The following is a 22,106-nucleotide window of genomic DNA, read 5'->3' as shown; positions in this document are numbered from 1 at the left end:
ACAGTCCCGTGCGCCGCGCAATCTCCCGGATCGAATGTCCATCTCGCAGATGCCAGCGTCGGATAACGCTCAGTAACGCCATGTCTATCACTCCAATGTCCCCTGCAATCAGCCAGCAGGGGTGGGTTCAAACATGGGTCACTTCTCAATGGAAAAATCCCTCAATCCCGGGTCAGTTCTCGGCGGAAATCAACATGCCGGGCATTGTTGTTCGCGAAATAGAACGTCCTATCGCGGTTGCTGACGACGAACAGCTGAAGGAAGCACAGGATTGTCTTCGTGTAGCCGTTCCCCGGATCGTTCTTGTACTCGACGATCTGCTCCATGGCGCGTCGCGGGCTTATACCAAGGGTTTTTATGAGTAACGAAAATGATGAGATCAGAAATTTGCAGGAGACGTCAGTACTTTCTGCGCGGCGGGCGTGACCGTTCCTTCGTTCAGTCCCATGACATCTGCAAGGCTAAGCAAGCCGTTGGCGATACCGTTGGTCATGCGCGTACACCATGCTTCAGCTGCCTTCTCCACCGGAACGCCCATGAACTGGGCGGCTCCGGCCGGGTTGTCGCCGATACCTTGTTTGATGCAGGTCGCAATCGCGCTCTGACGCTCCGCATCGTCGGCCTTGAGAGCGGCCGCCATTTGCTGAAATTCCTGTTCGTCGGCCGCGATCTGTGCCCATGTCGGACCGGCCGACAGGCAGCCGAAAACAACAAGGCCGGCAGCAATCGATTTCTTGGACATAGCTTCCCCCACGCTCCCGAGCGTCCCTCATAGGGCGTTTGGGGTCAACCGATTGTCGTCATGATCCAAGAATTCCTTGACGCTTCATCCTCAAACGAACCAGGAATCTTTCCTGATTTCGAGGTAGGCAGTTCGACGGCCGCGGGCTGATGCGGATTGGCGGAACTCGCTCCGTATACGGACTTGCTGTAATCGTGCACGACGCACGGAAGGAACGGAAGCGTGAATTTCAACCCACGCATGGAAAGCCGCATCAGCGGATTCACGGTCGTCGGCGACCTGCGGTGGCGTGTCTGGAACGGCGTGGTCGCCGATCTGTGGGATGTCGCCTGCGATAGCTGCGCAGAAGGGTTCTACGTCTCGCCGGATCCGCGCCTGTTCGTTCTTCTGGAGTTGAAGGGAGCGAATGGCCGCTTCGAAGTCGGCTGTCCCGGTGAAAACGCCTGCCGCCTCGTCGCCAATTCGATGAGCTTCGTGCCGGCCGGCATGCGTCTGATCGCACGGGCTTCCGGTCTTTCCCGCATCCGGCATCTCGACCTGCATTTCTCCGAGAACGCAGTCAGGCAGCGCTTCGGCCGCGCGCTGGACCACGCGTTGCTGACGAGGCAACGCCTGAGGTTCGACGACGACCGGATTGCATCGGTCGCCAGGTTGATCGCCGACGAGTGCACGAATCCCGGCCCTCGCCATCAAAGATATGGTGAGGGGCTTGTCGACGCATTGCTGACACTGCTTTTCGATGTGCGGCCGGAACGCACGAAGCGGCGTGCCGAATTATCACGCCGTCAACTGGCGCGGGCCATCACCTTCCTCGAAGCGCATTGCTTTGAGACGATACGCTTGGCCGACCTCGCCGCTATGATCGACCTGTCGCAGACGCATTTCAGTCATGCCTTCAAGGCATCGACCGGAATGCCTCCGCACCGGTGGCAGATGCACTCGCGAATCCGCAAGGTCCAGACCATGCTGACGACGAGCGACATGACACTGATCGAAGTTGCGAACATCGCTGGCTTTGCCGACCAGGCGCATTTTACCCGCGTTTTCAAAAGCCTTGCCGGAATTACGCCCGCCGAATGGCGCCGCAAGAACCTGCCGTGACATTTCTGCACTGCCCGGTGGCTTTCGGGTGAAATCGGCCAAAAACAGACAAGGCGAGTCAAAAACGTCCAATCACCCGCACAAAACTTGATGTATTAAGTCAAGTTAATGGGCCGCTCCATCGGCCCGGGCGTTGCGGGGATCCATCGACATGAGACTGACCGACTACCGGATATTGCTGGCGACTGGCGCGGCAAGCGTCGTACTGCTCCAGACCCTGCCGGCCACGGCCCAGAGTGAAACCGAACTCTCCCCGGTGGTCGTCAATTCCGGCGCGGGCACCGGCGCCGAAGATGCCAGCGGCAAGGGTAAGGTCAAGGGCGTCGTCGCCAAGAAGACGACGACCGGCTCCAAGACCGCCACCGACATCACCGAGATACCGCAGTCGGTTTCGGTAGTCGGGCGCGAGGAAATCGACGCGCAGGGTGCGCAGAAAGCGGACGAGGCCCTGCGCTATACGGCCGGCGTCTTCACTCAACCCTTCGGTTCTGATACCGACACCAACTGGATGTTCATCCGCGGCTTCCAGGCAACGGCCGACGGCGCCTATCTCGATGGCCTGCAACTTTACAGCTACGCTTTCGGCGGCTTCTACGTCGATTCCTTCGGCCTCGAGAGGGTCGAGGTATTGAAGGGCCCCGCTTCCGTCCTCTACGGCGGCAGCAATCCGGGCGGCGTCATCAACTACGTCAGCAAGCGTCCGACATTCGAGCGTCGGCACTACGCGGAAGCCGGCGTCAACGATGCGGGAACGGCCTATCTCGGCTTCGATGTTCAGGACACCGCGAACAACGACACCGTCGCCTATCGCATGACCGGGAAGGTCGCTGGCGGCAACGGTTACACCGATTATCAGGATGGCTGGCGCGGCATCATTTCGCCGAGCATCACCTGGAAGCCCGACGAGCAGACCTCGCTCACCCTCCACGCGAACCTCACCTATATCGACGAGAACCATAACGGTGACAATTTCCTGCCCTACGAAGGCACGGTCGTGGATCGGGCCGTCGGTGGCGTGAACTACGGCCGGATCAAGCCGGGAACCAATCTTTCCGAGCCGGATATAGATTCCTACAAGCGCCAGCAGGGATCGATCGGCTACGAATTCGAGCATACGTTCGACAACGACTGGACCGTCCGTTCGAACGCGCGTTTCATCGGGACCAAGAACAAGGAAGTCTCGGTCTACGGCAGCGGTTGGGCACCCGGTCTCGCGCCAAACCAGTTGTCGCGCATCAACTGGGATGCCGACACGACCGCCAGGTCGTTCGCCATCGACAACCAGATCGAAGGCAAGGTCGAGACCGGCCCGATGGAGCATACGCTTCTGGCCGGACTCGAATACAAATACTACAATATCGACAACAAGCAGGCCTACAACCTGTTCGACGGAAACGCCAATCCGATCGATCCGTTCGATCCGGTCTATGGAACGCCGCTGTCGCCACGGGAACTGCAGACCAACGAGAACCTCACCCTCAAATCGCTCGGCGTCTATGTTCAAGACCAGATCCGCTTCGGCGACGGTTGGCTGACGACGCTCAACGGGCGCTATGACCGCGCATGGCTGGCGCTGGACAACGGTCCGACCTATTGGGGGACCAGTCCCGATCTCAGCACCAGCTACGGACAATTCTCTGGCCGCGCCGGCCTCGCCTACGAATTCGACAACGGCCTGACGCCCTATGCCAGCATTGCGACATTCTTCAACCCGATCGTCGGAAAGAACGGCGTGACCGGCGAACTGTTCGAGCCCGAGACCGGGACGCAGTACGAGGTGGGGCTGAAATACAGGCCGACCTTTGTTGACGGCCTCTTCACGTTGGCGCTGTTCGATTTGACCCGCCAGAACGTTCCCACCTACAGTGGCCCATTCACGCAAATTCAGACCGGCGAAATCCGCTCGCGCGGCTTCGAGGCGGAGGCCAAGATCAATGTCACGGAAGACTTCAGGCTGACGGGAGCGCTCACGGCCTACGACGTAGACATCACCAAGGCGGATCCCTACAGCGTGGCTACGGTCGGCAAGACACCCGCCATCGTTCCCGAAGTACAGGCCTCGCTCTCGGCGGACTACACGTTCCGGGGCGATGCCTGGTACGACGGCGTCTCGATCGGCGGCGGCCTGCGCTATATCGGCAAGAGCTGGGCCGACAACGAGAACACGCTGCCCGTCCCTGCGGTAACGTTGGCCGACCTCAAACTAGGCTATGAAAAGAACAATTGGGGCATCGACTTCAACGTCACCAACCTGTTCGACAAGACGTATGTTGCCGCCTGCCAGTCTCCCACGGCCTGCTATTACGGCGAAGGGCGCTCGTTCAAGCTGAAGTTGCACACCACCTGGTAGTCGGCGATCCACGGAGCTTCATTCGGGGACAGGCGACACTGTTCCCGAATTCGTTTTGAAAGTCTGCGATGTCGGATGACCGCACTCCCCTTTTCGAGCTGGAGGCCGTTTCGTTCCGGATCGGCGCGCGCGTCATCGTCCACCCGTTGACATTATCCCTGCGGCAGGGGCGTATCTACGGCCTTGTCGGCCCGAACGGCTCGGGCAAGAGCACGCTGGTCAAGATCATGGCGCGCCAGCAGGTGGCCTCGAGCGGATCCGTGACTGTGCTCGGCAAATCGCTGGCGGGTTTCGCCGACCGCGCGTTTTCGCGCCTCGTCGCCTACATGCCGCAGTTCACCCCGCCGGCGGACGGCCTCACGGTCCGCGAGCTGGTTTCGCTCGGCCGCTTCCCTTGGCACGGCGCGCTCGGCCGGTTCAGCGACGAAGACGCGGCGAAGGTCGAGCAGGCGCTCGACCAGACGGACCTGCGATCCTTCGCGGCGCGGACGGTTGACAGCCTGTCCGGCGGCGAGCGCCAGCGCGTCTGGCTGGCCATGATGCTGGCGCAGGACACGCGCTGCCTGCTCCTCGACGAGCCGACATCCGCCCTCGACGTCGCGCATCAGGTGGAAATCCTCGCGCTCGTCAGGGACCTGAGCCGCGAGCGCGAAATGGGCGTGGTCGTTGTGCTGCACGACATCAACATGGCGGCGCGCTATTGCGACGAGATCATCGCGCTGCGTGAGGGTGAACTGGTCGCGCAGGGGACGCCGGACGAAATCCTGGACGGCGCGGTGCTGGATCGCATCTACGGCCTGCCGATGGGCATATTGGCCCATCCGCGGACCGGCGCGCCGATCAGCTACGTCCTATGACCGGGCGAATCGACAGGCGCCGCCTGCTGTCGCTTGTCGGCGGCCTCCCCTTTCTGCCCGCCGGTGCGGCGGCGGCCGAGACGAAAGTCGCGGTGATCGACTGGGGCCTCTTGGAAACGGTGCTGGCGATCGGCGCGGTGCCGGCTGCAGCCACCGAACTCGTCCAGTTTCGCAAGATTGCTGTCGAGCCGACGGTGCCGGACGGCGTGACCGATCTCGGCCTGCGCGGCTCGCCGAACTTCGAGCTCCTGCGCATTATCGAGCCCGACCTGATCCTGATTTCCGGCTTCTACGAATATCAGCGCCCGTCGCTGGAGCGCATCGCCCCGGTCCTCTCGCTGCCGGTCTACGAGGCCGGCAAGCCGCCCTATCCGCTGGCGGTGGCCTCCACACTGGCGCTCGGCGAGCGGCTGGGCCGGACGACGGAATCTGGAACCTATGTGGACGAAACAGAGCGGCTTCTGCGCCGCGCGCGCGACACCCTCGCACCCGTGGCGCATCGCCCCTTCTTCGTCATCAGCCTGGGCGATTCCCGGCATTTCCGAGCCTTCGGCGCCGACGCCATGGCCGGCGACGTGCTCGGCCGGCTGGGACTCGACAATGCCTGGACCGAAGAGACCAGCTACAGCGCGGCGGCGCCGGTCGGCATCGAGGCGCTGGCCCGCGTGCCTCAGGCCTGTATCGTCGTGATCGGCCCGCTGCCGCCCGAAGTCCGGCGTGGCCTCGCCGGAAACGCTTTGTGGAACGCGCTGCCTGCAGTGCGCGAGCGACGGGCGATCTTCCTCGATCCGTTCAATCATTTCGGCGCCCTGCCTTCGGCACGGCGCTTCGCCAGACTGCTGGTCGACGGCGTGCACGGGCTGGCGCATGGCTGACCGTTCTTTCCTGCCCGCGGCATTCTGGGGGACGCTCGCGCTCGTCGCGGCCATGCTGTTCGGCCTGCGGCTGTATGATCTCTGGCCGGCGGCCGCGTCGAGCGCGGATGGCACGGATCTCTCCCGCGTCATCTTGGTCTACAGCTTCCTGCCGCGCGCGGCCGTGGCGCTCGTCGCGGGCGCGGCACTCGGCCTGTCCGGTCTGCTGCTCCAGCACGTCCTGCGCAATCCGCTCGCCGAGCCGTCGACGCTCGGCATCTCGGCCGGCGCCCAGCTCGCCATGGCGGCGGCGCAGATCTATGCGCACGGCCTGATGGAATTTTCCGCCGGCACGGTGGCTTTCGCCGGCGGCGTCGCCGCCGTGGCGCTGATCCTCGGCCTGACATGGCGGCGCGGTCTCGAACCCGTTGCGGTGGTGCTTGCGGGCATGATGGTCGCGCTGACAGCAAACTCGCTCAGCGCCGCCCTCATCCTGGCCAACGGCGAGTATCTCTTCTCGCTGTTCATCTGGGGCGGTGGCTCGCTCGTCCAACAAAGCTGGGAGCCGACGGTCTCGATTGGCCTCAGGCTGGTTCTGGGGCTGCTCGCGGCCGGACTGCTCCTGCGCCCGCTGGCGATCCTCGGCCTGGACGACCAGTCGGCGCGCAATCTCGGCGTTGCCGTCCATACCAGCAGGTTCCTCGTCATCGTGCTGGCCGTTTGGATAGCGACCACAGTGGTGGCGGAGGTCGGGATCATCGGCTTCGTCGGCCTCGCCGCGCCGGCGCTCGCCACGCTGTCCGGCGCGCGTTCGCTGCGCCAGAAACTGGTCGCGACACCGCTGGTCGGCGCCATCCTGCTGTGGCTGACCGACGGGCTGGTGCAGGTCTTCTCGGGACCGGGCGGCGAGCGCGTGCCAACGGGCGCCGCCACCGCGCTGCTTGGCGGACCGCTGCTCCTATGGCTGCTGCCGCGGCTGAAGATGTTCGAATGGCCCTCCATGGGCGCGCAAGCCGACACCGCAAGACGGTCGCCCAGACCGTGGTCCCTCATTCTCCTGACCGCAGCGGGCGTCGTGGCGGCAGCGGCCGTCGCCCTGTCGGTCGGCATCGGTCCGCGCGGCTGGCAGATCGCCTCGGGCGACGTGCTGCCGGATCTGCTCGAATGGCGCGCGCCGTGCGTCGCCGTGGCTGCGGCAACCGGCGCGATGCTGGGTGCGGCCGGCGTGGTCATCCAGCGCGTGACCGCAAACCCGCTGGCAAGCCCCGAGGTTCTCGGTGTCGGAGCCGGAGCCGGAGCCGGCCTTGCCATCGCGCTGATGCTTGGCGCCGCGCTGGGCCTGCAACTGGCGGCTTCGGCGACCGGCGCGCTCGCCGTGCTCCTCGTCATCCTCTCGATCGGCGCGCGCGGCGGCCTCGGTCCGGAACGGCTGCTGTTTGCCGGCATCGCCATGAACGCGCTGTGCAGCGCGGTGCTGACGGCCATGATTGCGCTCGGCAACCAGCAGTCCTACACGCTGCTGCGCTGGCTGAGCGGCTCGACCAACGACGCGGTCGCGTTCGACGCCTGCATCGCACTGTCCGGCGCGATCCTCCTCGTCGCTCCGCTTTTCCTCCTCACGCGCTGGCTCGACCTGCTGGCGCTCGGCGCACCGAGCGCAAAAGCGCTCGGGCTGAGCGTCGGCCCGTCCCGCCTCGTCGTCATCGGGCTTGCCGCATTGATGACAGCGCTCGCCGCGACCTATGTCGGCCCGCTGAGTTTCGTCGGCCTGATCGCGCCGCATCTCGCGCGCCTGCTCGGCCTCGGCCGCGCGCGCGAGCAACTTGCGGGAGCCGTAGCACTTGGCGCGTTGCTGATGGTCCTGGCCGACTGGCTTTCGCGCATTGCCGTCTTTCCATACCAGCTTCCGCTCGGTCTGTTCGCCTCGCTCGTCGGCGGACCGTATTTGATCTATCTGCTCGCAAAGGGAGTGCCGCGCCATGGCTGAGATGCCGCGAACCTTCACCGCCTCGGCAGAGGTGCGGCTGGCCTCTCCGAAGCCGGTGATGGAGCGCCTGTGCGCCCATTTCCGCGAATTCGGCGAGGTGACGGTGGATGGTCTGTGCAGCCGCATCGACACCGGCTTCGGCGTGGCCGGCCTGGAAGCCTGCAAGGGCTGCCTGAGGATTTCGGCCGAAGGCAAAGACGCGGTCGCTCTCGCCTATGTGAAGCTGGCGCTGGCGGAGCATCTGTTGACCTTCGCCATCGACGAGCGGCCTGAGATCGTCTGGCAGGGCGACGGCGCGGCGGGCTCGCCCCTGCCCTATTTCCGCCAGATGCGCGTCGTCCGCACGATGCAGGTGACGCCGCGAATGCGCCGCGTCACGCTGGCCGGCGACGACCTGCAGCGCTTCGCCTCGGGCGGCCTGCATGTGCGGCTTCTGTTTCCGAAGCGGCGCGGCGTGCCACCGGTCTGGCCGACGACCGGCGCCGATGGAAGGCCCTGCTGGCCCGAGACCGCCGACCGTCCGGACGTACGCATCTACACGATCCGAGCCATCGATGTGGCGAAAGGTGAGATCGACATCGATTTCGTCCTGCATGAGGGCGAGGCAATGCCGGGCGCCCGTTTCGCGGCCGATGCCCGGCTGGGCGATATCGTCGGCATGACCGGCCCGGGGGGCGGTAGCATTGGCGAGGCGGACTGGTATCTGCTCGCCGGCGACGAGACGGCGCTGCCGGCCATCGCCCGCATCCTGGAAGAACTGCCGGCCGGGGCGAAGGCGGTGGTGCGCATCGAGGTGGCGGATGCGGCCGAACGGCAGGACCTGCGCTCGGCCGCCAAACTCGACCTGCAATGGCTCTGCCGGGACGGCGCACCGGCCGGAACGACAGACAGGCTCGTACGGGCCGTGCGCGATGTGGCCATGCCCTCGGACGGCCGACCCGTTTTTGCGTGGACCGGATGTGAGCACGCAGCCTTCCGCTCGATCCGCAAATATCTGCGCGAGGACTGCCGCCTGAGCCGCAACGAGCACCTTGCCGTCGCCTACTGGCGCCGCGGCTTCTCCGGCGATACCGCGAGAAAGGAAGTCAGCCAGTAGCCTCGGCTGCCCACACCGCGCCTTGCCGATGACGGACTGGCCGTCGTCTTCACCACGCACGCGCCCGATCACGCCTATCAACTGGCCGACCGGACCCTCGTGCTGTTACGTGGCCGCCCGCCCGAGATCGGCATCATGCTGGCGGCGTTGAAACGCCAGGCAGGTCGCGATATGACTCGCGTCATGAACATCGCCGTGATGCATGATGGCTCCGCCAGCCTGCGCCAGGGCTGCTGGGTGGTCTTTGTCGCCGCCCTCAGCGTCGTGTTCAGCTTCGCGCTTGCCTGTGCCATGCCATTCGCGGCGATCGCAACCGTTGCCGCTGCCAACATGCCGCGGCGCGGCGCGCTAATGCTGACGGGCGTCGCATGGCTCACGAATCAGACGGTCGGCTACCTGGCGCTCGGCTATCCGAGGATATGGGACAGCTTTGCCTGGGGTGCGGCGATCGGCGTCGCGGCCGCGCTCGCAACCGGTGCCGTGTCCTTGTTAAGCGCCAGGATCCGGTCCGGGCCTCTGGTGCTCGTCGCGGGGTTTACGGTCGCGTTCGCCGTCTACGAACTCGCCCTGTTCTCGGCGACCGCAGTCTTGCCGTCCGGAGATGACGCATTCTCGCTTCCTGTCATCCTACAAATCCTCTGGCCGAACATGCTGGCGCTCGCGGCCCTGGCATCGCTTCACAAGCTTGCCCTCTCCATCGGTTTCCTTGCACGTCCGGAAGCCGGGCGTGACGGCGCTTACGCCTGAGCGGATGCGCTTTCCTCCCGAGCGCATCGTCTGCCTGACGGAAGAGACGGTGGAGACGCTCTATCTGCTGGGCGAGCAGGACCGCATTGTCGGGGTTTCCGGCTATGCCGTCCGCCCGCCGCAAGTCCGCCGCGAGAAGCCGCGCGTCTCGGCCTTCACCTCCGCCGATATTCCGAAAGTGCTGGCGCTCGAGCCGGACCTGGTTTTGACCTTCTCCGACCTTCAGGCCGACATCGCGGCCGAGCTTGTCCGCGCGGGCGTCGCGGTCCACGCCTTCAACCAGCGCGACATAGCCGGAATCTTCGCCATGATCCGCACGGTCGGCGCTCTCGTCGGAGCGGCCGAAAAGGCGGAGACGCTGGCGCGCAGCTATGAAGAACGGCTTCGCGGCATAGAGAAGTCGGTCCGGGGGCTACAGCGGCCCCGCGTCTACTTCGAGGAGTGGGACGAGCCGATGATCAGCGGTATCGGCTGGGTGTCGGAACTTGTTGGTATCGCAGGCGGCGACGACGTGTTTCCCGGCAAGGCGAAGGAGAGGGCTGCCAAGGACCGGATCGTTTCCTCGCTAGACGTGGTTGGCACCAGACCCGACATCGTCCTGGCCTCATGGTGCGGCAAGAAAGTGGTTCCCGAAAGGATTCGCTCCCGGCCCGGATGGGAGGCTATCCCGGCCGTCCGCAAAGGCCATACCGTCGAGATCAAGTCGCCGCTGATCTTGCAACCGGGACCGGCCGCCCTGACGGACGGGCTCGACGCGATCCTTGTCGCGCTCGGGACGTGGCGAGATCGGTAGCTCGCCGTCCGGATTGCCATTGGCCGCGGCAGATCCTATGGTCCCCACCGATGGTTCCCGGTCCGCAAGGCCCGGGATGAAAAGGGAACGCGGTGAGGCTCCAGAGCCAATGCCGCGGCTGCCCCCGCAACTGTGAGCGGTTAGCGACGTCCGACATGCCACTGGCTTCACGGCTGGGAAGGTAGGACCGAGCGGTGACCCGCGAGCCAGGAGACCTGCCATCGCGACGAGTTGACCGGACGGGGTGTTCCGGGAGGACGCTTCGAGAGCGGTTGCCACCGCGATCCGGACATCCTTCCGCCCCCATTTCGAGATGGCGGTTTGCAGTGGCGGCGACCAAGCACACTATTCACGTCTGCACCCGGTGCCGTGGTGGGAACGGTCAGCCTGGGTTGCTATTGCTGGGCCGGCTCCAAGACCTTCTTGCCGCCCGGACGACGTGCGATCTCGTTCTCGGCGGCGTTGGCTGCATGGCCGGCTGCGACCGTCCCTTGACAGTCGGCTTCTCGGCGCCGGGCAAGGCAAGCTACCTTTTTGGGGATATCGACCCGGACTTGCACGCGCAGGCGCTGCTGGAGTTTGCGGATCTTTATACCTCATTGTTGGGCGGCTGGTGCAACGAAGGTCAGCGCCCGGCGGGCCTTGCCGGCAAGATCATCGCACGCATACCCGCCCCCGCGGAGCACAGCCTCCAATGACAGCGGCCCTCGTCGAATGCGCTGATCTGGGCTTCCGGACGAAGGATGGACTGGAACTGGTCAGTTCGGTCGCATTGCAGGTTCACAAGAACGAACGCCTCGCCATTGTCGGCCCGAACGGTGCGGGTAAGAGCACCCTCCTGCGCATGCTGGCGGGTTTGCTGCGACCGACAAGCGGGGAGGTATGGCTGGATGGCAGACCTCTTCGTCGGCTGTCCCCTGCGGAACGGGCACTGCGTATCGCGGTGGTCGGCCAGAGCGACGTGCCAGACCCGCGGCTGGCCGTCATCGAATATGTCGAACTGGGTCGCGTGCCGCACCTAGGCCTCCGCGGAAGAAGCACGGACCGCGACATCGTCGTGGACTCGCTGCGGCGCACCGGCATGCTGAAGGTGCTCGGTCGCACCATCGGCTCCCTGTCGGGAGGCGAACGGCAGCGGGTGCAGCTTGCCCGGGCGCTGACCCAGGAGCCAAAAGTGCTTTTCCTGGACGAGCCCACCAATCACCTCGATCCGCGCGCCCGTGGCGAACTGGTCGAGCTGGTGGCCGGCCTGGACATAGCAGTTATCGCCGTCCTGCACGACCTGTCGCTCGTAGCGCCCTTCGCCACCCATGTCGCCATCATGGATGCCAGCCGGCTCAAGGCGTATGGCCCGCCGCGGCAGACGTTGAACGCCGCCCTTGTCCGCGATGTGTTCTCCATCGACGTGCTGCGGCTCCCGCATCCCGTGGAGGACCGCGAACTCACCGTCTTCGACATACCCCTTCGTCTTTCCCGCTAAACCTATAGGAGACCATTCAATGCTCAGGCGCGTCGCCTTCACGCTTATCCCGGCCCTTCTGGCCTTTCCGGCCTTCGCCTATCCGATTACGGTGGACAGTTGCGGTACGCCGCTGACCTTCGATGCCGCGCCGAAGCGGGCGGTCGTCCATGACATCAACATGTCCGAGATGGCCTTCGCCCTCGGGTTGCAGCCTTCCATGGTCGGCGTCACCGGCATCACCGGCTGGTACAAGCTCACGCCCGAGTTCATCAAGGAACAAGGTTCCATCCCGGAACTCGCGCCGAAATATCCGACGATGGAGAACCTTCTTTCCGCGAACCCGGACTTCTTCTTCGCCGGCTGGTACTACGGCATGAAGCCGGGCGGCGACGTCACGCCGGATACGCTTGCCCAGCATGGGATCAAGACGCTGGTGCTGACGGAGAGCTGCGTGCACTTGGACAAGAACCGGCCCGCCGCGTCGATGGACCTCCTCTACGGCGATATCGAAAAGCTCGGCAAGATCTTCGACAAGGAAACGGAAGCCGGAAAGCTGGTGTCGGGCTGGAAAACCGAACTTGCCGGCATCGAGGAAAAGGTCGGCGACCGCAAGGGCACACGGGTGTTCCTCTACGATTCCGGCGAGGACAAGCCGTTCACGGCGGGCAAGTTCGCCATGCCGACTGCGATGATCGAGGCGGCTGGCGGCGTCAACATCATGGCCGACATGGAGACGAGCTGGGGCAACACGGATTGGGAAACGGTCGCCACCCGCAATCCGCAGTTCCTCATCCTGCTCGACTACCAGGACGGCGGCGGCGCACAGAAGCTGATGGAGTTCCTCAAGGCGCACCCGGCCATGAAGGAGACGGATGCGGTGAAGAACGGGCGGTTCGTGCCGTTGCGCTATGAGGAGCTGACGCCCGGGCCGGCCAACATCGCCGCGATCGAGAAGATCGCCAAGGCGATGTATCCCGACGCCTTTTGAGATTGGCCTCCTCTTATTTCCGATCGGCGATGGCGGGCGGGGCGGCGGCGGTCGTCGCCCTCGCGCTTTTGTCGATAGCTTTCGGTTCGACGGTGATCCCGCTGCACGATGTGCTGAGGGCAATTGCCGGTGCCCTCGGACTCGGCGACGGACAAGGTTCCGGTCCGGTCGCGAGCATCGTCGTCGAACTGCGCCTGCCGCGCACGATCCTCGCCGTTCTGGTTGGCGCTGGCCTCGGTATCGTTGGGGCTCTGCTGCAGACGGTGACGCGCAACGATCTGGCCGATCCTTTCCTGTTCGGTTTGTCCTCGGGCGCGGCGGCCGGAGCCGTATCGGTGATAACCGTCTTCGGCGACCGGCTCGGCATCTGGACCTTGCCCGTCGCCGCCTTCAGCGGCGGCATCCTGGCGGCGCTGGTCGTGCTCGGACTCGTGTCGCGCATTCACAGCCAGGGGCCCGAGCGCCTCATTCTCGGCGGGCTGGCGGTTTCGTTCCTGTTCACCGCGCTGACGAACTATCTGGTGTTCGCTGGCGACCAGAGGGCCGCGCATTCGGTGCTGTTTTGGACCATGGGCGGCCTTGGTCTTGCGCGTTGGGACAATATAGGGCTTGCCCTTGTCGGCACCGCCAGCGTCGGCGGGTTCGCCCTGCGCAGCCACCGCAGCCTCGACGCACTGCTTGCCGGGGAAAGCACGGCCGAAAGCCTCGGCGTGCCGGTCGCGCGTCTTCGCTGGTCGACTTTCCTGGTTTCGGCTTTCGCCACGGCGCTGCTGGTGGCCGTCGCCGGCGTCATTGGCTTCGTCGGGCTGATGATACCGCATCTGTCCCGCCGCCTGGCAGGCGAGCTGCATTTCAGGCTGATCCTTGCCTGCGCGGTCTTCGGCGCGGTGATCGTGCTGGCCAGCGATCTGCTGGCGCGCACCTTGCTGCCGCCGCAGGAATTGCCGATCGGCATCGTCACCAGCTCTCTGGGCGCGGTGTTTGTCGTCTGGATGCTGCTGCGGCCGCGTCAGGAGCGGTAAGCCGACAAATCGTATATTGACATAAAGATGTCTTTATGTGGCTTGCTTCCGGTAATGCCGTGCCGGGAATGAGAAACGTCGCATATGTCTTCAGTCGATGAGCTCTTCGGGCCGGTCGCCGCCAAGCCGGACGGCTCCGAAATCCTTGCCGAGCTCCAGGCCGCCGCGCGTGAGCGAATCCTTGTCCTCGACGGGGCGATGGGCATGCAGATCCAGGGTCTCGGACTTCAGGAAGACCACTTCCGCAGCGACCGCTTCGTCGGCTGCGCCTGTCATCAGCAGGCCAACAACGACCTTCTGATCCTGGCTCAGCCGAAGGCTATCGAGGATATCCACTACGCCTACGTCAAGGCCGGCGCCGACATCATCGAGACAAACACCTTTTCCTCCACGCGCATTACGGCGTTGCTCGATCATTGGGCAGGTTGGCGGACGACCGCCCTGATCTACGCGGCCACCATGGCGCTGCTGGTCTGTCCGCTCGTTTGCCTTGCGCTGCCGGCGACCCGGACCATGCCGACAGCCATGCCCACAGAAAGAGGGAGCGGCGGAAAGGGACGGGTCTTCGGGTTGATCGCGGTGGCGATCGCGTTGAATGGTCTCGTGACCTTCGGGGTTCAGGCCGTTAGGATCGAACTCTTTCGGGCGCTGGGTGCCGATCTTGCAAAAGCGGTTGCGATTGCATCGCTCGTAAGTGCTGCCAAGGTCGGAGGGCGCATCATCGACCTCCTCGGCGGAAGCCGATGGGATGCTCTTTCGATCGCCGTGGTTTCGGGAGCGATCATTCCGTTGGGTTAATTACGGTCTGGAACGGTGGGGTCAGTCTCCTAGCAGTGGGAGGATATCTCGCGCTGTTCGGGATCGGTAGTGGCGCCTTTGCCGTTGCTCGAGCGACGATGCCGCTCGTATTCTATAGCAAAGCTGATTATGCGGTCGTGCTATCGGCCACGGCCTTACCGTTAACCTGGTGAATGCGTTGGCCGCATACCTGCCCTGATGGGCTTGGTGCGCGCCGGTTCCAGCGAACCTGATCCTAGATACTCCGAAAGTGCCCAGATAGGGCGCGGCCGATCTCGTCGGCGCTATGAAACTTAAAAAGTGGATATTCGGCTTCGGCGGGATGGGGAAGGCACCCGTCTCCTTGTTGGAGCGACGCTAAATATCTTGTCCCACTCTGGAAATCCGAGCTTCGAAACGACCGGCCCGGCTTAGACCCCACTCACGCCGAGAATCGGTCGCTGGATGTATGGCAGCATTTGGACAGCGACAGAGAAAGCGAAACGACCACAAAGAGTCCGCCTGCAGAACGGCAGCTTATCGCAAATCCCAGCCGGAACCAGCCAGGCCGCTAACGGCCCCCAAGCTTGCTTAAAAAGCGGACCAGAGTATCCGCATGCTTGGGGAATGGCAAGTTTCACGACCGCAAAAGAGCGTATAGACGTTTACAGGATGATCATTCGCAATCGTCCGGGTGCAACGGCATTAGATGGAATATGCCGTTGCACATGCTTGGTGGTCCGGTTGGCCCATTTTGAGGTCATTTCAGCCTATCGTTCCACGGCTGGGGCCAATGTGCCGTGGACCGCCATCGTCGACTGGCTGGACTGCTTGAGCGGGCGATTGCCGGTCAGCCGCCGCATGACCACATAGAAGACAGGTGTCAGGAAAATGCCCATTGCCGTCACGCCGATCATGCCGGCGAACACCGCAATGCCCATCGCCGAACGCATCTCGGCGCCAGCCCCGGTCGATAGTGCGAGCGGCACCACGCCCATTATGAAGGCCATCGAGGTCATCAGGATCGGCCGCAACCTGAGCCGGCTTGCCTCGATTGCCGCTTCCTTCGGCGTCAGTCCGGAGAATTCCAGTTCGCGTGCGAATTCCACAATGAGGATGGCGTTCTTGGCGGAGAGTCCGACGAGCACCATGAAGCCAATCTGCGTGAAGATATTGTTGTCGCCATGGGTGATCCAGACACCGACGAGTGCGGCGAGCAGCCCCGTCGGGACGATCATGATGATCGCCACGGGGAGGGCGAGACTTTCATATTGCGCCGCCAGAACGAGGAAGACCAGAAGCAACGCCAGGGGAAAGATGATGAGGCTCGAATTGCCGGCGATGATCTGCTGGTAGGTGAGATCGGTCCATTCGAACTCGATCCCCTTGGGCAGTGTTTCGGCGGCGATCTTCTCGACGGCGGCCTGCGCCTCGCCCGAAGAATAGCCGGGCGCCGGCCCGCCATTTATATCGGCCGAGAGGAAGCCGTTGTAGCGGTTGACGCGCTCCGGCCCGGCCGTCGGCTCGACCTTCATCAAGGCCGACAGGGGGATCATCTCCCCGGACCTGGAGCGCACTTCGAGCTTGGCGATATCGCCAGGCCGGGCGCGATAGGGCGCATCCGCCTGCGCGCGCACTGAGTACGTCCGACCGAACTGGTTGAAATCATTGACGTAGAGCGAGCCAAGATAGATCTGCAGCGTTTCGAACACGTCGGTGACGGCAACGCCGAGCTGATGCGCCTTCGTCCTGTCGAGATCGGCGTAAAGCTGCGGCACATTGATCTGATAGCTCGAGAAGAGCCCCGCCAGCGATGGCGTCTCATAGGCTTTTGCGAGAAACGCCTTGGTTGCGGCGTCCAGCGCCTTGTAGCCGAGGCCATTGCGGTCCTCGATCTGAAGTTTGAAACCGCCGATCGTGCCCAGCCCCTGCACCGGGGGCGGCGGAAACATCGCTATAAAGGCGTCCTGGAGTGCCGCGTATTTCTGGTTGAGCTGCATGGCGATCGCGCCGCCCGAAAGATCAGGGGAAGGGCGTTCGGAAAACGGCTTCAGCGTGACGAAGACGATGCCGGCATTGGAGCTGTTGGTGAAGCCGTTGATCGACAGGCCCGGAAAGGCGACGGCATGCTCGACGCCAGGCTGTTTCAGCGCGATTTCGCTCATCTTGCGGATAACGCTGTCGGTGCGGTCGAGCGTCGCCCCGTCGGGAAGCTGCGCGAAGCCGACCAGGTATTGCTTGTCCTGCGCCGGCACAAAACCGCCGGGCACGACCTGGAACAGGCCGACGGTTGCGGCGACAAGAGCGAGATAGACGCCCATTACCAGCGTCTTCCTCGACAGAAGTCGCCCCACGCCGCCGCCATAGGCTTTAGAACCCGCCCCGAAGGCACGGTTGAAGCCACGGAAGAACCAGCCGAACGGCAGCTCGATCGCGCGCGTGAGCCAATCTTTCGGTGCATTGTGAGGACGCAGGAGAAGAGCGGCGAGCGCCGGCGACAAGGTCAGCGAGTTGAAGGCCGAGATCACCGTGGAGATCGCGATCGTCAGAGCGAACTGGCGGTAGAACTGACCGCTCAGGCCCGAGATGAAGGCCAGCGGCACGAACACGGCGACAAGCACGAGCGCGATCGCGATGATCGGACCCGAGACCTCGCGCATGGCGCGGTACGCCGCCTCGCGCGGCGAATGGCCGTCTTCGATGTTGCGTTCGACATTTTCGACAACGACGATCGCGTCATCGACGACGATGCCGATCGCAAGCACAAGGCCGAACAGCGACAGAGCGTTGATGGAGAAGCCGAAGAGATGCATCACCGCGAAGGTGCCGATGACCGAAACCGGCACGGCGACCAGCGGGATAATCGAGGCGCGCCAGGTCTGCAGAAAAAGGATGACCACAAGAACGACGAGCACGATCGCCTCGAGAAGCGTATGCACGACGGCCTCGATGGAGGAACGGACGAATTCGGTCGTATCGTAGACGATGCTGTATTTGACGCCCTCCGGCATGGTTTGCTGGAGTTCGTCCATCGTCTTGCGGATATTGTCCGAAATCTGAATGGCATTGGAGTTCGGCGCCTGGAAGATGCCGATCGCGACCGCGGCCTTGTTGTCGAGCAGTGAGCGCAGCGAATAACTGGCCGCGCCGAGTTCGACGCGCGCCACATCGCGCAGGCGCGTGACCTGCCCGTCCGTGCCCGTCTTGACGATGATGTCGCCGAACTCCTCGGCCGTCTGCAGGCGGCCCTGCGCATTGACCGACAATTGCAGATCAAGACCGTCCGAACCCGGTGAGGCGCCAACGATGCCGGCCGCCGCCTGCACGTTCTGCTCGCGCACGGCGTTGACGACATCGCTGGCGGCGAGATCGAGCCTCGCGAGCTTTTCCGGATCGAGCCAGATGCGCATCGAATAGTCGCCCGAACCGAACACCTGGACATCGCCGACGCCCTCGATGCGCGCGATCCGGTCCTTGACGTTGAGGACCGCATAGTTGCGCAGATAGGTGATGTCGTAGCGGTCGTTGGGCGACAGAAGATGCACGACCATGGTCAAGTCGGGAGAGCTCTTGGTCGTGGTGATGCCGAGCTGGCGCACCTCTTCAGGCAGCCGCGGCTCGGCCTGGGCAACCCGGTTCTGGACAAGTTGCTGGTCCTTATCCGGATCCGTGCCGAGCTTGAAGGTGACCGTCAGCGTCATCTGGCCGTCGGTCGTCGTCTGACTGGACATATAGAGCATGTTCTCGACGCCGTTGATCGCTTCCTCGATAGGCGTGGCTACCGTCCCGGCGATCACCTTGGGATTGGCGCCGGGATATTGCGCCCGCACCACGATCGAGGGCGGCACGACTTCGGGATATTCCGAAATAGGCAAGGCGTAGAGGCCGAGCAGACCGGCCACGAGAATGAGCACCGACAGAACTCCGGCGAAGACCGGACGATCGATGAAGAACCTGGAAATGTTCATGTTGCGTCCCCTCATTGGGCATGCGGCGGGCATAGAAGCCCGCTCATGACCGGAAACCGGCCATGCTGATGTGTCGGGAATCCGAAGCGCTCCCGGATGCCGGCTGGAAGCCGGCCTGGAACTGGATCGGCTAGCGTTCGGCCACGTTCATGGCAGCCGGTTGTTCGACTGAAGCCATCGTGACCGGCTCCGGCGCAATGACCGCGCCGGGACGCACGCGCTGCAGGCCATTGACGACGATGCGTTCGCCGGGCTTCAGCCCCGTTTTGACGATACGCAGCCCGTTCGCCCATTCACCGAGAACGATCTGGCGGTAGTCGAGCTTGTTCTGCGGATCGACGACGAGGACGAACTTCTTGTCCTGATCCGTTCCGACGGCACGCTCGCTGATGAGAAGCTGCGGCTGCGGTTTCGGCTGACCAATACGCACCCTTACGAATTGCCCCGGCAGCAACGACCCGTCGGGATTGTCGAACACCGCGCGGAGCTGGACAGTGCCGCTCGCCGTGTCGACCCGATTGTCGATAAACTGCAGGTGACCGCGGACGGGTTCGCCGTTTCCTTCAACATCCATCTCGACGGGGATGCTGTCGGTCGCACGCGTTCCCGACGGATCGGACGATAGTTCGGACAGAATCCGGGTCACGACCTCCTCATTGACGTCGAAGCCTACATAGATGGGGTCCACGGAAACGAGCGCGCTGAGCACGGGCGACCCCGCGCCCGCGGCGACGAGATTGCCGACCGTCACCTGAAGCTTTCCGATCCGGCCGGATATCGGCGCCCGGATCTCGGTATAGCCGAGGTCGAGTTCCGCCGATTGAAGAGCCGCTTCGGCGGCATGGAGCGACGCCGTCGCCTCATGATAAGAGCTCGTTCGCTGGTCGAGATCGCTTTGGGAGACGGTGCGGCTTGCGACAAGCTTCTGGCCTCGGTCGAGCCCCAACTTGGCGAGTTCGACGCGCGCTTCGGCGGCCGACACCTGTGCCTTGGCTTGCGCGACCGTCGCCTCGAAGGGAGCGGGGTCAATCGTCACGAGCACATCACCCTTGTTGACAAGCGCGCCCTCGCGGAAATTGACCGACTGGATCGATCCAGGCACGCGCGACCGCAGGTCGACCCGGTCGATCGCTTCGAGCCTTCCGGAAAACTCCTGCCATGTGGTGACGTCCTGCAACTTGACCGTCGCAACCGACACCGGGATCGCGGCGGGTTCGGCGGCAACGCTTGCGTCTGCCTTGGCACCGCTGGATTTGTCGATGAGCGTGGTCGCGGCCACGAGCGACAAAACCACGCCCAGTCCGGCACCGGCAAGCAGCCGGCGGAAACGAAAATTCGTCATAGCAATCTCCTTTACGGCCCCCAGGCCGAATAATGGGGAAGCGGCTGGCTCATGAAGGCAGCGCTCCGGTCTGCTGGAAGAACGCGGCGAAATCGCCGCGGATTTTTTCCTCCCAGTCCTGCATGTTCCCTGCCTCGTCCGCATAAGCGGCCGGCCAACCGGTCGGGCCGCTCAGAACATGCTCACGCACAAGGACACCCGCCTCCCGCAAGCGCCGCGCATAGTTCAGGCTTTCGTCACGCATGGGGTCGTCCTCGGCCGTGATAACCAATGCCGGGGCGACCCCGGCAAGCCTTGTCGCCAGAGCCGGCGCCGCATAGGGGTGGCAGGCCTTGGGGGCGAAGCCCAGATAGCGGTTCCAGCCGTCGGCCAACTTGCATTGCCCCACGCCCAACTGCGTGGCGCGGAAGGACCGTGTCGCCATGCAAGGATCAAGCATCGGCGAAAGCAGGATCTGTCCGCGAAGCGCGCCCATTTGCTGGTCGCGCGCCATCAAGGCGACGCCTGCCGCCAGATTGCCGCCCGCTTCCTCTCCGGCCACGAAAATAAAGGATTTGCGGTCGGCCAGCTTCGCGCACCGCCGCTTAAGCGCCTCCAGCACGTCGAAAACAAAATTGAGCGGCGCCGGAAACGGGTTGGCGTTGGCCAGCGCATATTCGACGGAAACAACGATGGCGCCGGCGTCGGCCAGGCGCCCCGCAACGCGCGCCCCGCTTGCAATCGAGCCACCGAGGAACAGACCGCCGTGCAGATGCAGCACGAGCGGCGGCGTCTCCGGCAATTGATCGCCGACATAGACTCTCACGGGAACCGGTCCCGCTTCGTCGCAATCGAGGATCTCCTCTTTGAAGGTCATGCGCTCCAACCACTCTTGCCTGCACGAACCACGGTGCCGCTCAGTCGACGGCGGTGATACCGCACTGCACCTGACAACCGCCTGTCAGCAGGTTTTGCCCTGCGTTCCAACGAATCTCAGTTCGGTCGCGGATATGTGGGATTGTTCTTTGTTGGAAAAAGAAGCCTAATGTTGATAACACTGTTTCTGATTGTGAATAATCGGCAGTGGAAGCTTCCCATGGATCAGTTCGCGGCGATGCGCGCCTTCGTCAGGGTAGTGGAGACCGGCACCTTCACGCGGGCCGCGGACACGCTTTCCATGCCGAAGGCGACCGTCACCAAGCTCATACAGGGGCTGGAGGCGCATCTGCGCACCAAGCTCCTCAATCGCACGACCAGGCGTGTCCTCGTCACAACGGACGGCGCTCTCTACTACGAGCGTTCGAAGCGACTTATTGCCGACATCGACGAACTGGACGGCAGCATGGCGTCGTCGCAGGTCCTCCCCAAGGGGAAGTTGCGCGTCGAGATGTCGAGCGCGCTTGCGAGCATGATCCTGGTGCCGGCGCTATGCCGCTTTCACGAAATTTATCCGGACATCCAGATCGACCTTGGCGTCTCGGACCGGCAAATCGATATCCTTGCCGAGAATGTCGACTGCGCAATACGCGCCGGTCAGCTTTCCGATCAATCTCTGATCGCCCGCAGGATCGCCGAGATGAGCATCGTCACCTGCGCGGCGCCGTTGTATCTGGAAAAGTTCGGAGAGCCTCAAGACCCAAGGGACCTCAAAGAGGGCCATCACGTTGTCAGTTACTTCCGCCCGTCAAATGCACGACAGATCCCTTTCGTGTTCTGTCGTGGCGACGAGCGGATCGAAGTGACGGGTCACTGCGCCGTATCGGTCGACGAAGGGATGACCTATCTGGCCGCTGCCCGGGCCGGGCTCGGTGTCGTCCAGGTCCCGACCTTCATGGTCCGGGATGCGATCGGCAAGGGGGAGCTTCGTCCGATTTTGAGCGACTGGCATCGCGACCCAATGCCTCTCTACGTCGTCTATCCACCAAACCGTCATCTCGGCAACAAGCTGCGCGTCTTCGTCGATTGGGCCGCAAATCTCTTTGCCGGCTCCGGCATTGATCGAGCTGATGCCTGATCTGCGCGACTTGACGGGAATTTCCGC

At 63.6% G+C, this 22,106-nt stretch carries 18 protein-coding genes, 1 pseudogene and 1 riboswitch; of the genes and pseudogenes, 15 read left to right on the top strand and 4 right to left on the bottom strand.

The genetic code is table 11. The annotated features are described in order from the left end of the window. A partial coding sequence (locus ABMA46_RS06715; RefSeq protein WP_348998557.1) for a hypothetical protein occupies window positions 1–365 on the top strand: 365 nt, incomplete at its 5' end. A gap of 14 nt (window positions 366–379) precedes the next feature. On the opposite strand, the gene ABMA46_RS06710 is transcribed toward ABMA46_RS06715, so the two are convergent. Then, a complete protein-coding gene (locus ABMA46_RS06710; protein WP_348998520.1) occupies window positions 380–742 on the bottom strand; it encodes a hypothetical protein in 363 nt (120 codons plus the stop codon). Between the two features lie 222 nt (window positions 743–964). On the opposite strand from ABMA46_RS06710, the gene ABMA46_RS06705 reads away from it, so the two are divergent. From ABMA46_RS06705 to ABMA46_RS06645, 13 genes and pseudogenes are all read left to right on the top strand, one after another. After that, window positions 965–1,843: a helix-turn-helix domain-containing protein gene (locus tag ABMA46_RS06705; RefSeq protein ID WP_348998519.1), complete on the top strand. Its 879-nt coding sequence runs from the start codon at window positions 965–967 to the stop codon at window positions 1,841–1,843. Between the two features lie 151 nt (window positions 1,844–1,994). Further along, on the top strand, window positions 1,995–4,193 hold the full coding sequence (locus tag ABMA46_RS06700; RefSeq protein WP_348998518.1) for a TonB-dependent siderophore receptor: 2,199 nt from the start codon (window positions 1,995–1,997) through the stop codon (window positions 4,191–4,193). 68 nt (window positions 4,194–4,261) lie between these two features. Continuing rightward, window positions 4,262–5,050 carry an ATP-binding cassette domain-containing protein gene (locus ABMA46_RS06695; RefSeq protein ID WP_348998517.1) on the top strand — a complete coding sequence of 263 codons (789 nt, stop codon included), beginning with the start codon at window positions 4,262–4,264 and terminating at the stop codon, window positions 5,048–5,050. Next, window positions 5,047–5,925, top strand: coding sequence for an ABC transporter substrate-binding protein (locus ABMA46_RS06690; protein ID WP_348998516.1), 879 nt, complete (start codon window positions 5,047–5,049; stop codon window positions 5,923–5,925). The genes ABMA46_RS06695 and ABMA46_RS06690 overlap by 4 nt, the downstream gene beginning before the upstream one ends. Then, entirely contained in the window at window positions 5,918–7,891 is a 1,974-nt protein-coding gene (gene fhuB / locus ABMA46_RS06685) for a Fe(3+)-hydroxamate ABC transporter permease FhuB (RefSeq protein ID WP_348998515.1), read from the top strand. The genes ABMA46_RS06690 and fhuB overlap by 8 nt, the downstream gene beginning before the upstream one ends. Continuing rightward, window positions 7,884–8,987 (top strand): DUF2218 domain-containing protein, encoded by a 1,104-nt coding sequence (locus ABMA46_RS06680; protein ID WP_348998514.1) that lies wholly within the window; start codon window positions 7,884–7,886, stop codon window positions 8,985–8,987. Before fhuB ends, ABMA46_RS06680 begins: the two co-directional genes overlap by 8 nt. Before the next feature lie 135 nt (window positions 8,988–9,122). After that, window positions 9,123–9,734: a hypothetical protein gene (locus ABMA46_RS06675; protein WP_348998513.1), complete on the top strand. Its 612-nt coding sequence runs from the start codon at window positions 9,123–9,125 to the stop codon at window positions 9,732–9,734. A gap of 4 nt (window positions 9,735–9,738) precedes the next feature. Further along, the gene (locus ABMA46_RS06670) at window positions 9,739–10,527 is read left to right on the top strand and encodes a cobalamin-binding protein (protein ID WP_348998555.1); all 789 of its coding nucleotides are present in this window, start codon (window positions 9,739–9,741) and stop codon (window positions 10,525–10,527) included. 34 nt (window positions 10,528–10,561) lie between these two features. Beyond that, window positions 10,562–10,764, top strand: a riboswitch (cobalamin riboswitch). Then, window positions 10,722–11,225, top strand: a complete 504-nt coding sequence (locus ABMA46_RS06665; protein WP_348998512.1) for a DUF1636 family protein — start codon at window positions 10,722–10,724, stop codon at window positions 11,223–11,225. Its footprint overlaps the riboswitch before it by 43 nt. Next, on the top strand, window positions 11,222–12,007 hold the full coding sequence (locus ABMA46_RS06660; protein WP_348998511.1) for an ABC transporter ATP-binding protein: 786 nt from the start codon (window positions 11,222–11,224) through the stop codon (window positions 12,005–12,007). The genes ABMA46_RS06665 and ABMA46_RS06660 overlap by 4 nt, the downstream gene beginning before the upstream one ends. A gap of 19 nt (window positions 12,008–12,026) precedes the next feature. Further along, complete coding sequence (locus tag ABMA46_RS06655; protein ID WP_348998510.1) at window positions 12,027–12,977, top strand: ABC transporter substrate-binding protein; 951 nt, start codon at window positions 12,027–12,029, stop codon at window positions 12,975–12,977. Between the two features lie 29 nt (window positions 12,978–13,006). Further along, on the top strand, window positions 13,007–13,999 hold the full coding sequence (locus tag ABMA46_RS06650; protein WP_348998509.1) for a FecCD family ABC transporter permease: 993 nt from the start codon (window positions 13,007–13,009) through the stop codon (window positions 13,997–13,999). 84 nt (window positions 14,000–14,083) lie between these two features. After that, window positions 14,084–14,398, top strand: a pseudogene (locus ABMA46_RS06645) (homocysteine S-methyltransferase family protein); the annotation flags it as partial. A gap of 1,148 nt (window positions 14,399–15,546) precedes the next feature. Here the strand turns inward: ABMA46_RS06645 and ABMA46_RS06640 are convergent. From ABMA46_RS06640 to ABMA46_RS06630, 3 genes are all read right to left on the bottom strand, one after another. Beyond that, window positions 15,547–18,744: an efflux RND transporter permease subunit gene (locus ABMA46_RS06640; RefSeq protein ID WP_348998508.1), complete on the bottom strand. Its 3,198-nt coding sequence runs from the start codon at window positions 18,742–18,744 to the stop codon at window positions 15,547–15,549. 130 nt (window positions 18,745–18,874) lie between these two features. After that, a complete protein-coding gene (locus ABMA46_RS06635; RefSeq protein WP_348998554.1) occupies window positions 18,875–20,086 on the bottom strand; it encodes an efflux RND transporter periplasmic adaptor subunit in 1,212 nt (403 codons plus the stop codon). A 49-nt stretch (window positions 20,087–20,135) separates the two neighbouring features. Next, window positions 20,136–20,942, bottom strand: a complete 807-nt coding sequence (locus ABMA46_RS06630; RefSeq protein WP_348998507.1) for an alpha/beta hydrolase — start codon at window positions 20,940–20,942, stop codon at window positions 20,136–20,138. Between the two features lie 219 nt (window positions 20,943–21,161). Here ABMA46_RS06630 and ABMA46_RS06625 point away from each other — a divergent pair, with 219 nt between their 5' ends. Continuing rightward, window positions 21,162–22,079: a LysR family transcriptional regulator gene (locus ABMA46_RS06625; protein ID WP_348998506.1), complete on the top strand. Its 918-nt coding sequence runs from the start codon at window positions 21,162–21,164 to the stop codon at window positions 22,077–22,079. Window positions 22,080–22,106 lie beyond the last annotated feature (27 nt).

The organism is Mesorhizobium hunchu (genome assembly GCF_040081975.1).
In the GTDB taxonomy this organism is placed as follows: Bacteria; Pseudomonadota; Alphaproteobacteria; order Rhizobiales; family Rhizobiaceae; genus Mesorhizobium; species Mesorhizobium hunchu.
Note: the sequence above shows the minus strand (reverse complement) of the source record. Positions and strands in the feature narration are given on the sequence as shown.

What these genes read in the sequence shown, in the direction of transcription:
- ABMA46_RS06710 (WP_348998520.1), bottom strand. Translation starts at nt 742, where the DNA reads ATGTCCAAGAAATCGATTGCTGCCGGCCTTGTTGTTTTCGGCTGCCTG.
- ABMA46_RS06700 (WP_348998518.1), top strand. Translation starts at nt 1,995, where the DNA reads ATGAGACTGACCGACTACCGGATATTGCTGGCGACTGGCGCGGCAAGC.
- ABMA46_RS06695 (WP_348998517.1), top strand. Translation starts at nt 4,262, where the DNA reads ATGTCGGATGACCGCACTCCCCTTTTCGAGCTGGAGGCCGTTTCGTTC.
- ABMA46_RS06690 (WP_348998516.1), top strand. Translation starts at nt 5,047, where the DNA reads ATGACCGGGCGAATCGACAGGCGCCGCCTGCTGTCGCTTGTCGGCGGC.
- fhuB (WP_348998515.1), top strand. Translation starts at nt 5,918, where the DNA reads ATGGCTGACCGTTCTTTCCTGCCCGCGGCATTCTGGGGGACGCTCGCG.
- ABMA46_RS06680 (WP_348998514.1), top strand. Translation starts at nt 7,884, where the DNA reads ATGGCTGAGATGCCGCGAACCTTCACCGCCTCGGCAGAGGTGCGGCTG.
- ABMA46_RS06675 (WP_348998513.1), top strand. Translation starts at nt 9,123, where the DNA reads ATGCTGGCGGCGTTGAAACGCCAGGCAGGTCGCGATATGACTCGCGTC.
- ABMA46_RS06670 (WP_348998555.1), top strand. Translation starts at nt 9,739, where the DNA reads ATGCGCTTTCCTCCCGAGCGCATCGTCTGCCTGACGGAAGAGACGGTG.
- ABMA46_RS06660 (WP_348998511.1), top strand. Translation starts at nt 11,222, where the DNA reads ATGACAGCGGCCCTCGTCGAATGCGCTGATCTGGGCTTCCGGACGAAG.
- ABMA46_RS06655 (WP_348998510.1), top strand. Translation starts at nt 12,027, where the DNA reads ATGCTCAGGCGCGTCGCCTTCACGCTTATCCCGGCCCTTCTGGCCTTT.
- ABMA46_RS06650 (WP_348998509.1), top strand. Translation starts at nt 13,007, where the DNA reads ATGGCGGGCGGGGCGGCGGCGGTCGTCGCCCTCGCGCTTTTGTCGATA.
- ABMA46_RS06640 (WP_348998508.1), bottom strand. Translation starts at nt 18,744, where the DNA reads ATGAACATTTCCAGGTTCTTCATCGATCGTCCGGTCTTCGCCGGAGTT.
- ABMA46_RS06635 (WP_348998554.1), bottom strand. Translation starts at nt 20,086, where the DNA reads ATGACGAATTTTCGTTTCCGCCGGCTGCTTGCCGGTGCCGGACTGGGC.
- ABMA46_RS06630 (WP_348998507.1), bottom strand. Translation starts at nt 20,942, where the DNA reads ATGACCTTCAAAGAGGAGATCCTCGATTGCGACGAAGCGGGACCGGTT.
- ABMA46_RS06625 (WP_348998506.1), top strand. Translation starts at nt 21,162, where the DNA reads ATGGATCAGTTCGCGGCGATGCGCGCCTTCGTCAGGGTAGTGGAGACC.